8 protein-coding genes are annotated in these 10,106 nt (G+C 54.0%); 5 read left to right on the forward strand and 3 right to left on the reverse strand.

Annotated elements, in window-relative coordinates:
- Positions 1 to 35: 35 nt before the first annotated feature.
- From HMPREF3066_RS04900 to gdhA, 3 genes are all read right to left on the reverse strand, one after another.
- Positions 36 to 950, reverse strand: coding sequence for a patatin-like phospholipase family protein (locus HMPREF3066_RS04900; RefSeq protein WP_070440826.1), 915 nt, complete (start codon positions 948 to 950; stop codon positions 36 to 38).
- 136 nt (positions 951 to 1,086) lie between these two features.
- Complete coding sequence (locus tag HMPREF3066_RS04905) at positions 1,087 to 2,448, reverse strand: M16 family metallopeptidase (protein ID WP_070440829.1); 1,362 nt, start codon at positions 2,446 to 2,448, stop codon at positions 1,087 to 1,089.
- Between the two features lie 135 nt (positions 2,449 to 2,583).
- Positions 2,584 to 3,921 carry an NADP-specific glutamate dehydrogenase gene (gene gdhA, locus HMPREF3066_RS04910; protein ID WP_070440831.1) on the reverse strand — a complete coding sequence of 446 codons (1,338 nt, stop codon included), beginning with the start codon at positions 3,919 to 3,921 and terminating at the stop codon, positions 2,584 to 2,586.
- A 518-nt stretch (positions 3,922 to 4,439) separates the two neighbouring features.
- Between gdhA and glmS the strand changes: the two genes are divergently transcribed.
- From glmS to ptsP, 5 genes are all read left to right on the forward strand, one after another.
- Positions 4,440 to 6,278, forward strand: a complete 1,839-nt coding sequence (gene glmS, locus HMPREF3066_RS04915) for a glutamine--fructose-6-phosphate transaminase (isomerizing) (RefSeq protein WP_060975520.1) — start codon at positions 4,440 to 4,442, stop codon at positions 6,276 to 6,278.
- Positions 6,279 to 6,826: 548 nt separating this feature from the next.
- Positions 6,827 to 7,390, forward strand: coding sequence for a hypoxanthine-guanine phosphoribosyltransferase (locus HMPREF3066_RS04920; protein WP_070440835.1), 564 nt, complete (start codon positions 6,827 to 6,829; stop codon positions 7,388 to 7,390).
- A 130-nt stretch (positions 7,391 to 7,520) separates the two neighbouring features.
- Positions 7,521 to 7,958, forward strand: coding sequence for a PTS sugar transporter subunit IIA (locus HMPREF3066_RS04925; protein WP_070440837.1), 438 nt, complete (start codon positions 7,521 to 7,523; stop codon positions 7,956 to 7,958).
- Between the two features lie 47 nt (positions 7,959 to 8,005).
- Positions 8,006 to 8,275 carry an HPr family phosphocarrier protein gene (locus tag HMPREF3066_RS04930; protein ID WP_003767811.1) on the forward strand — a complete coding sequence of 90 codons (270 nt, stop codon included), beginning with the start codon at positions 8,006 to 8,008 and terminating at the stop codon, positions 8,273 to 8,275.
- Complete coding sequence (gene ptsP / locus HMPREF3066_RS04935; protein WP_070440840.1) at positions 8,275 to 10,062, forward strand: phosphoenolpyruvate--protein phosphotransferase; 1,788 nt, start codon at positions 8,275 to 8,277, stop codon at positions 10,060 to 10,062. The genes HMPREF3066_RS04930 and ptsP overlap by 1 nt, the downstream gene beginning before the upstream one ends.
- Positions 10,063 to 10,106: the final 44 nt, after the last annotated feature.

The following is a 10,106-nucleotide window of genomic DNA, read 5'->3' on the forward strand; positions in this document are numbered from 1 at the left end:
AGCAGAGGCTGAGACAATGAACACGTTCTAAAGGCTTAGTAGCGGTAAGCTGCCAGTTTGCGCCGTATTTCAGGAATAGCGGCTTTCGCGGCACGCTCCCCCTCGGCGATCGCACGTTGTTTTTGGCTGAAGCCGCCGACCGCGCCTAAGTCCAAGACTTGGGGATGGATGACGACATTTGCTTGGCTTAATTGATGTTGCAGGGCAGATTGCGACATGACGTTGATGGATTGGTCGAGGTAGGAGAAAAAGCCTTGTTTGAGGTTTTTAGACGGCCTGTCGGAAATATCAACGGCGATGATGAAGTTTGCTCCCTGTTTTTTTGCCGCGCTGACGGGTACGGGCTGGGTCAGTCCGCCGTCAACGTATCGACGGCCGCCGATCAGGACGGGTTGGAACACGTTGGGGATGGCGGCGGATGCGCGGACTGCCTGTCCGGCATTGCCGCGGTTGAAGGCGACGGCTTTGGAAGATTCGAAGTCGGTGGCGACGGCGGCGAATTTAATCGGGAAGTCTTGAATCGGGCGGTTACCGACTTTGCGGTTGATGTAGTCTTGCAGTTTTTGTCCTTTGATGAAGCCGCTGGTGGATAGGGTCAGATCGACCAAATCGGTTGAGCCGAGAATTTCGGCTTCCAATTCCAAACGGTCGGGACTTGCGCCGGAGGCATACAGGCTGCCGACGATGGCGCCTGCCGACGTACCGGTAATGATTTTGACGGGGATGCCGTTTTGTTTGAGGACTTTGATGATGCCGATATGGGCAAACCCTTTGGATGCGCCGCCGCCGAGTGCCAAGGCAACGACTGCCTGCGGTTTGGGGGGAGGGGTGATTTGGGTGTTGTGCCGCGGCGGGTTGACGGGGGAAGTGTTGCTTGGACATGCGCTGAGGATCAGAACGGAAGAGATGGTCAGCGCGGTATGGAAAACGGAGGAAAAGGGGGATTTCATTTTCAGACGACCTCAGTGTAAGAAGGATGTTTTGTCAGGGTGATAATGGAACACGGTAAATTTTATCTTATCGGTTACGTTAAGATATTATCGTTTGGCATTATCGCACAGCAAGAGGTCGTCTGAAAACGGTTTGTCATTGTTTTTCAGGCTTTTTTACTGCCGTATAGTCTGCCGGTGCGGGAGGGGCGGTTTCCGGCATGATGATGACGGTACTTGAACGGTCGTCCGTCAGCATTTGTGCGGCTTGTTGTACTTCTTCGGCGGTTACGGCCTGTATGCGGCGGCGGATTGCGGCTTCATCGGAATATTTGAACCCGCGCGCTTCCAAACGACCCATCAGCGAAGCTTGTGAAACCATGGAGTCGCGCGCGTAGATTTCGCCCGCCAATGCCTGTGCTTTGATGCGGTCGAGTTCTTCTTTGCTGATGCCGTTGTCGGCGATGTCTTTGATTTCGGACTTCATCTGCGTAAGCAGGGTCTCGGCGGATACGTTTTCAGCAGGCATTCCAAATACGCCGAAAAGCGGCATTTCGCGGCTGAGCAGGTCGTAATGGGCATTTGCGCTTAATGCGGTCTGTTTACCGCGTACGAGGTTTTTGTCCAAACGGCTGGAGGTGTTGCCCGCCAAAACGTCGGTCAGGACATCCAAGGCGTAAGGCAGCTTATCGTTAAGGCGGGAGAGGGCGGGAACGCGCCAGCTGATGGCAACCAACGGTTGACGGGTTACGGGAGAGGAAGCTTGGGCAAAGGAAGGGGCGCGTTTGACCGGTTCGGCTTTCAGGTTGTTCCGTTCAGGCAAAGATTTACGCGGTATTTTGCCGAACAATCCTGCCGCCGTGCGCAGGGTCTGTTTGGCATCGACATCGCCGACGATGACCAAAACGGCATTATTGGGTGCGTAAAATTGTTTGTACCAAGCACGCAAATCGTCGGCACGCAAGGTGTGCAGGTCTTCCATATAGCCGATAACGGAGGCTTTCATGGAGGGTAGGGTGAAGCTGTTCAGGTAGATTTGCTCCCACATCTTCCCGCCGGCATCGTCTTCTGTACGCTGGCGGCGTTCTTCTCGGATAACGTTCATTTCGTTAGCGAACTCTTTATCGCTGAAATTGAGGTTGTGCATCCGGTCGGCTTCAAGTTTGAGGACTTCGGGCAAGTTGGCAGAGGCGATATTGGCGTAATATACCGTTTCGCTGCGGTTGGTATAGGCATTGTCATCGCCGCCCAAACGGGCGATGCGGCTGCTGTATTCGCCTGATGGTGCGGAAGGCGTACCTTTGAACATCATGTGTTCTAAGGCGTGGCTTAATCCGCTTTTGCCCGGTTTCTCATCCACGCTGCCGACTTTGTACCAAATCTGGGAAACGGCGACAGGTGCACGGCGATCTTCTTTGACGATGATTTTCAGACCGTTGGGCAGGGTTTGGGACAAGGTTTGTGCGAAGGTGGCGCAAGAGAGGAGGCAGGCAGATAGAAAAACGTAACGGCTCAGCATAATGGCTCCTAATAAATGGCAATGGACAGACTGTAACAATAAATTTGCCCTCAGGCTATAAAAAAGGTCGTCTGAAAACCCCGATTCAAGGTTTTCAGACGACCTTTCCACATCCTAAAGTCAGGACAATGAGACTTACACAATGCCTTGCGCCAGCATCGCATCGGCGACTTTGACGAAACCGGCGATGTTCGCACCGTTGACGTAGTTGGTTTTGCCGTTTTCAGTGCCGTATTTCAGGCAGGATTCGTGGATGCTTTGCATGATGTCGAATAGGCGTTGGTCGACTTCTTCGCGGCTCCAAGCTAGACGGACGGCGTTTTGGCTCATTTCCAAGCCTGAAGTTGCCACGCCGCCGGCGTTGGAGGCTTTGCCTGGCGCATACAGGATGCCCGCTTTGACAAACTGCTCGACCGCGCCCAAAGTAGAAGGCATGTTCGCACCTTCGGCAACGACGTAGCAGCCGTTTGCCAGCAGGGTTTTGGCGGCTTCTTCGTCCAATTCGTTTTGGGTCGCGCAGGGCAGGGCGACTTCGGCGGCAACGCCCCACGGTTTTTGGTTTTCAAAGTATTTCAAACCTTGTTCTTTGGCATAGGTGGAAACACGTTCGCGACGGATTTCTTTCAGCTCGATAAGCGCGGCGAGTTGGTCTTCGGTCATGCCGCTGTCGGGGAAGAGGACGAAGCCGTTGGAGTCGGAAACGGTCAGCACTTTCGCGCCCAGCTGGATGGCTTTTTCGGCGGCGTATTGTGCGACGTTGCCGGAGCCGGAAATCAGCACGCGTTTGCCTTCAATCGAATCGCCGCGCGTTTGCAGCATGGATTGGGCGAAGTACACGGTGCCGTAGCCGGTCGCTTCGGGACGGATAAGGCTGCCGCCCCATTCGAGGCCTTTGCCGGTCAGGACGGAGGCAAATTCGTTGCGGATTTTTTTGTATTGACCGAAGAGGAAGCCGATTTCGCGGCCGCCTACGCCGATGTCGCCGGCAGGTACGTCGGTGTTCGGGCCGATGTGGCGGTAGAGTTCGTTCATAAAGGCTTGGCAGAAACGCATCACTTCGGCGTCGGATTTGCCTTTGGGATCGAAGTCGGAGCCGCCTTTGCCGCCGCCCATAGGCAGGGTGGTCAAGGCGTTTTTGAACACTTGTTCAAAGGCGAGGAATTTCAATACGCCCAAATCGACGGTCGGGTGGAAACGCAAGCCGCCTTTGTAAGGGCCGATGGCGGAGCTCATTTGAATACGGTAGCCGCGGTTGACTTGGACTTGTCCTTTGTCGTCCACCCAAGTGACGCGGAACATAATGACGCGCTCAGGTTCGACGATGCGTTCAAGCAGGTTTTGTTGGGTGTATTTCGGGTTTTTTGCCAAAAACGGGCCCAAGCTCATGAATACTTCTTCAACCGCTTGGTGAAACGGCTCTTGATTGGGGTTACGTTGTTTGAGGTTGGCAAACAAGGCGTTCAAATCGGTCATTTTATGCTCCCTGTGGATTAGATTGGAAAGGATGATGAATTTGTGGAAAGCAATATAAACCTAATTTTTTTGCCTGCCAAGCGGTTTTGATGAAAATTGTTGACATTATTTTTTTGAGAATTTTATTATTTGGTATATATAACCAATAAAATATAAAAATATTTTTGAAAATTCCATTATTTTAAAATAAATTGGTTATATATTCTAAGTAATTAAACTAGAAATTTGAAACGAGAGAGTGTAAAAAATTCGATTCAGCGCAAATTTTCATGTGAAAACGGTCAATATTGTCAACAATTTTACGAAAATTACCCTTGGAAAATAGGGTAAGAAGGAAAATAACATATTGAAAGATGAACCTTGTTATTAAATAGATGTCTAGGTAAAGGATGTAGTCAGCTTTCTAAAGCTACCCCTTATAATTCAGTATGATATATTTCGCTCTGATTAATGTGCGGGCAAGGCGTACGGAAGCCGGCGTCTTGTCTTTTTTCAACTTTAGATACTAAGGAACTTATATGTGCGGTATCGTCGGCGCTATCCGCGCCAATCACAATGTAGTCGATTTTCTGACCGACGGTCTCAAACGCCTTGAATATCGGGGCTACGACTCGTCGGGTATCGCCGTGAATATGGACGGCAAAATCAAACGCGTGCGCCGTGTCGGCCGCGTGCAGCTGATGGAGGACGCCGCGCGCGAAAAAGGCGTGTTCGGACACATCGGCATCGGCCATACCCGCTGGGCGACCCACGGCGGCGTGACCGAACCCAACGCCCACCCCCACATCTCCGGCGGCATGATTGCCGTCGTCCACAACGGCATCATCGAAAACTTCGAAGCCGAACGCGAACGCCTCAAAGCCTTGGGTTACACCTTCGAATCGCAAACCGACACCGAAGTCATCGCTCACAGTGTCAATCACGAATACACCCAAAACGGCGGCAAACTGTTTGAAGCCGTCCGCGCTGCCACCGCCCGTTTCCACGGCGCGTACGCCATCGCCGTGATGGCGCAGGACAAACCTGAAGAAATGGTGGTCGCACGCATGGGCTGCCCGCTCTTGGTGGCATTGGGCGACCAAGAAACCTTCATCGCCTCCGACGTGTCCGCCGTCATCGCCTTTACCCGCCGCATCGCCTATTTGGAAGACGGCGACATCGCCGTATTGAGCGCGAACGGTATCGACAAATTGATCGACAAGACTGGTGCCGAAACCCAACGCACCGTCAAAGTATCCGAACTGTCGCTCGCTTCACTGGAATTGGGCCCATACAGCCACTTCATGCAGAAAGAAATCCACGAGCAGCCGCGCGCCATCGCTGATACCGCCGAAGTCTTCCTTGACGGCGGCTTCGAACCAGAAAACTTCGGCGCGAACGCACGCGAAGTGTTCGATGACATCCACAGCATCAAAATCCTCGCCTGCGGCACGTCCTACTACGCCGCGCTGACCGCCAAATACTGGCTCGAATCCATCGCCAAAATCCCGACCGACGTGGAAATCGCCAGCGAATACCGCTACCGTGACGTGATTGCCGATCCGAAACAACTGATCATCACCATCTCCCAATCCGGCGAAACCTTGGACACGATGGAAGCCCTGAAATACGCGCAGTCTTTGGGACACAAACACAGCCTGTCCATCTGCAACGTCATGGAATCCGCCCTGCCGCGCGAAAGCGAATTGGTACTGTACACCCGCGCCGGTGCAGAAATCGGCGTCGCCTCCACCAAAGCGTTCACCACGCAACTGGTTGTATTGTTTGGCTTGGCGGTGACGCTGGGCAAACAGCGCGGTTTGGTTTCCGCCGAAAAAGCGAGCGAATACGTCGAAGAACTGCGCCAACTGCCCGGCAGCATCCAACACGTTCTCAACCTTGAGCCGCAAATCGCCGCATGGGCGCAAAAATTCGCCAAGAAAAACAGCGCACTGTTTTTAGGCCGCGGCATCCACTTCCCGATTGCCCTCGAAGGCGCGTTGAAGCTGAAAGAAATCACCTACATCCACGCCGAAGCCTATCCCGCAGGCGAATTGAAACACGGCCCGTTGGCATTGGTGGACGAAAACATGCCCGTCGTCGTCATCGCGCCGAACGACGGCTTGTTGGACAAAGTCAAAGCCAATATGCAGGAAGTCGGCGCACGCGGCGGCGAACTCTTCGTCTTCGCCGATTTGGACAGCAATTTCAACGCCACCGACGGCGTGCACGTCATCCGCGCCCCGCGCCACGTCGGCGTACTCTCGCCAATCGTGCACACCATCCCCGTGCAGCTCCTCTCCTACCACGCCGCCCTCGCACGCGGCACGGACGTAGACAAACCGCGCAACCTGGCGAAATCGGTTACGGTTGAATAAAGCCCGATTTGAACGGTAAAAGGTCGTCTGAAAACTGGATTCCCAAGTTTTCAGACGACCTTTTTTAAATCGACGCGCGCTTTGGATAAACCGAACCCGTAGCGTGGGCTTTGCCCGCGAGATTTGCCGCCTGCCAGTCTAAATCGGACAGTTGTCCTCGCATCTGTTTCGTAGGTATAGCTGAATTACTTTATTTTCGCTATGCAACTTACCTACTTTCGTCATTCCCGCGCAGGCGGGAATCCATTTTTGAAATTTAGAAACTGTTTTTTTAAATCAAGGTTTCTCAGGTTTTACGATGGATTCCCGCCTGCGCGGGAATGACGGAATTTGATGATATGCTGTATTTAAGGTTAAGTATGCTTGCTATAGAACCCGCGCTACGGTTTGCTTTGACGGTATCTCATTCATTTCCTAATCTGATTAAGAAAGGGTGGGTTTGAGATTGAAAGATGTTGTCTGAAAACTTAGGTTTCCGAGTTTTCAGACGACCTCAGCCCGTTTTGGGGTTATAATTTCCTTTTTCCCAACTGATTTCCCCGTTTACCATGATCGATTTAGAAACCAAACGCCTTGAAACCCAAGCCATGCTTGATAATGCCGAGCTTTTGTTCGACCAAGACCAATGCCGTGCCGCGCTGCAAAAAGTGGCGGACGAGATTACGCGCGACTTGGGGGACAAATATCCGCTCCTGCTGCCTGTGATGGGTGGGGCGGTGGTGTTTACGGGGCAGTTGCTGCCGCTGTTGCGCTTTCCGTTGGACTTTGATTATGTTCATGTTTCCCGTTACGGCGACAAGCTGGCGGGCGGCGCGTTCAACTGGAAACGGATGCCCGACCCGGAGCAGATTCGGGGGCGTCATGTAATCGTATTGGACGATATTTTGGATGAGGGCCACACGATGTCGGCGATTCAGTCCAAGCTCTTGGAAATGGGGGCGGCAAGCTGCCGTGCGGCTGTGTTTGCCAACAAGTTGATCGACAAGGAAAAACCGACCAAAGCGGATTATGTCGGGCTGGATGTTCCCAACCGCTACGTCTTCGGCTACGGCATGGATGCGGCGGGCTGCTGGCGCAATTTGGGCGAGATTTACGCGCTCAACCAAGGCTGATGCCGAGTTAAAAAAGGTCGTCTGAAAACCTTTTCAGACGACCTTTGTGCCACCATATCGTGCTATGTGGCGGGTGAACGGACGATACCTTCGCCCACACCGGCCGAATAAAATCATCAGGGAACACATCATGATCAACCTTTTAATCATTACCCACGAGGCAGTAGGCGAAGCCTACCGCAGCCTGACCCATCATTTTTTCCCCACGGGAATGCCGGAAAACATCCGCATCCTCGGCGTGGAGCCTGACGAAGACCAAAACGACATCATCAACAATGCCATCGCCGCGCTGCAAGAGTTTCCTGAAAACCACGGCGTATTGATTATGACCGACATCTTCGGCGCGACGCCGTGCAACGCTGCCCGCAGGCTGGTTCGCGCGGGCAAATCCGCCATCCTGACCGGACTGAACGCGCCGATGATGATTAAAGCGACCCAATACTCGCCCATGGCGGAAGACCTCGCCGCCTTTACTGAAACGGTCAAGGAAGCCGCCGTCAAAGGCATTTTCGCCATCACCGCCGAACCGGAAGATTTGGTGTGCAAACAGCACGCCGAAGCCGTCTAAGCCTACCGACACGTTTTCAGACGACCCCGCACACCCGAAAGCCGAACATGCAAAAACAACAAATCGAAATCATCAACAAACTCGGACTCCACGCCCGCGCTTCCAGCAAATTCACCCAAACCGCGTCTCAGTTTCAAAGCGAAGTCTGGGTAACGAAAAACGGAAGCCGCGTCAATGGCAAAAGCATCATGGGCTTAATGATGCTCGCCGCCGCCAAAGGCACAATCATCGAGCTGGAAACCGACGGCTTGGACGAAGCCGCAGCCATGAAGGCATTGACCGACTTAATCAACGACTACTTCGGCGAGGGCGAATAATGAGTATCGTGCTGCACGGTGTCGCCGCGGGCAAAGGCATTGCCATCGGACAAGCCCACCTGATTACGCGCGGCACGGCGGAAGTGCCGCAATACGACGTTTCAGACGACCTCATCGACGCCGAAACCGCCCGCTTCGACGCCGCCATCAAAGCCACGCGCAAAGAGTTGGAACAGTTGCGCAGCGCGATTCCCGAAAACGCCCCGACCGAATTGGGCGCGTTTATTTCGCTGCACCTCATGCTGCTGACCGACGTTACCCTCTCGCGCGAACCCGTCGATATTTTAAAAGAACAAAAAATCAACGCCGAATGGGCGTTGAAACAGCAAAGCGACAAGCTCGCCGCCCAGTTCGACAACATCGAAGACGACTACCTGCGCGAACGCAAACAAGACATGCTGCAAGTCGTCCGCCGCATCCACAACAACCTCGTCGGGCAAAGCAACGACTTAAACCTCAACGAAGGCTTGTTTGAAGACACCATCCTGATCGCCCACGACCTCTCCCCCGCCGACACCGTCCTCTTTAAAGAGCAGCGCATCACCGCCTTTGTTACCGATGTCGGCGGCCCGACCAGCCACACTGCCATCTTAGGCCGCAGCCTCGACATCCCTTCCGTCATCGGGCTGCACAACGCCCGCAGGCTCATTACCGAAAACGAAACCGTCATCGTTGACGGCATCAACGGCGTCCTCATCATCGATCCGGACGAAGTCGTCCTCAACGAATACCGCCGCCTCGCCCGCGAATACCGCCTCCACAAGCGCGAACTCAACAAGCTCAAAAAAACCGCCGCCACCACCGCCGACGGCATCAACATCGAGCTGCTCGCCAACATCGAATCCGCCGAAGACATCAAAGCCCTGCACAATTTCGGCGCAGACGGCGTCGGACTCTTCCGCAGCGAATTCCTCTATCTCAACCGCGACACCATGCCGTCTGAAGACGAGCAGTACGAAGTGTACAGCGCGATTGTGAAAAAAATGAAAGGCAAAAGCATCACCATCCGCACCGTCGATTTGGGCGTGGACAAAAATCCCCGCTGGTTCGGTCAAAATTCCACCCCCAACGGCAGCCTCAACCCCGCGCTCGGACTCACCGGCATCCGCCTGTGCCTCGCCGAACCCGTCATGTTCCGCACCCAAATGCGCGCCATCCTCCGTGCCGCTGTTCACGGCCCCGTGCGCATGATGTGGCCGATGATTACCTCCCTATCCGAAGTGCGCCAATGCCTGATCCACCTCGACACCGCCCAACGCCAGCTCGCCGAACGCGGCGAAACCTTCGGCACGGTCAGCGTCGGCTGCATGATTGAAATCCCGTCCGCCGCCATGACCGTCGGCAGCATCCTAAAACTGACCGACTTCATCTCCATCGGCACCAACGACCTGATTCAATACATCTTGTCGGTTGACCGCGGCGACGACAGCGTCAGCCACCTCTACCAGCCAGGCCACCCCGCCGTGTTGAAAACCATCCAGCACATCATCCGCACCGCCAACCGCATGGAAAAAAGCGTCTCCATATGCGGCGAAATGGCAGGCGACACCGCCTACACGCGGATGCTGCTGGGCATGGGGCTGCGCCGATTCTCCATGAACCCCAACAATCTTCTGCCCGTCAAAAACATCATCCTGCACAGCAACACCGCCCTGCTCGAAACCGAAACCGCTAAAATCCTCCGCAGCGAAGATTCGGAAAAAACCGAAAAACTGCTGAAATTGCTCAACAGCGCGGAACACGAAGAAGAGCGGCAGGAAGAAGACAGCCCGATAGCGCAGGCGTAAACAGGTTTCCAAACCCTTATCCGCCGCAAACTCAGTCCCAAACA

It is taken from the genome of Neisseria sp. HMSC03D10, from assembly GCF_001807625.1.
Classification (GTDB): domain Bacteria; phylum Pseudomonadota; class Gammaproteobacteria; order Burkholderiales; family Neisseriaceae; genus Neisseria; species Neisseria mucosa.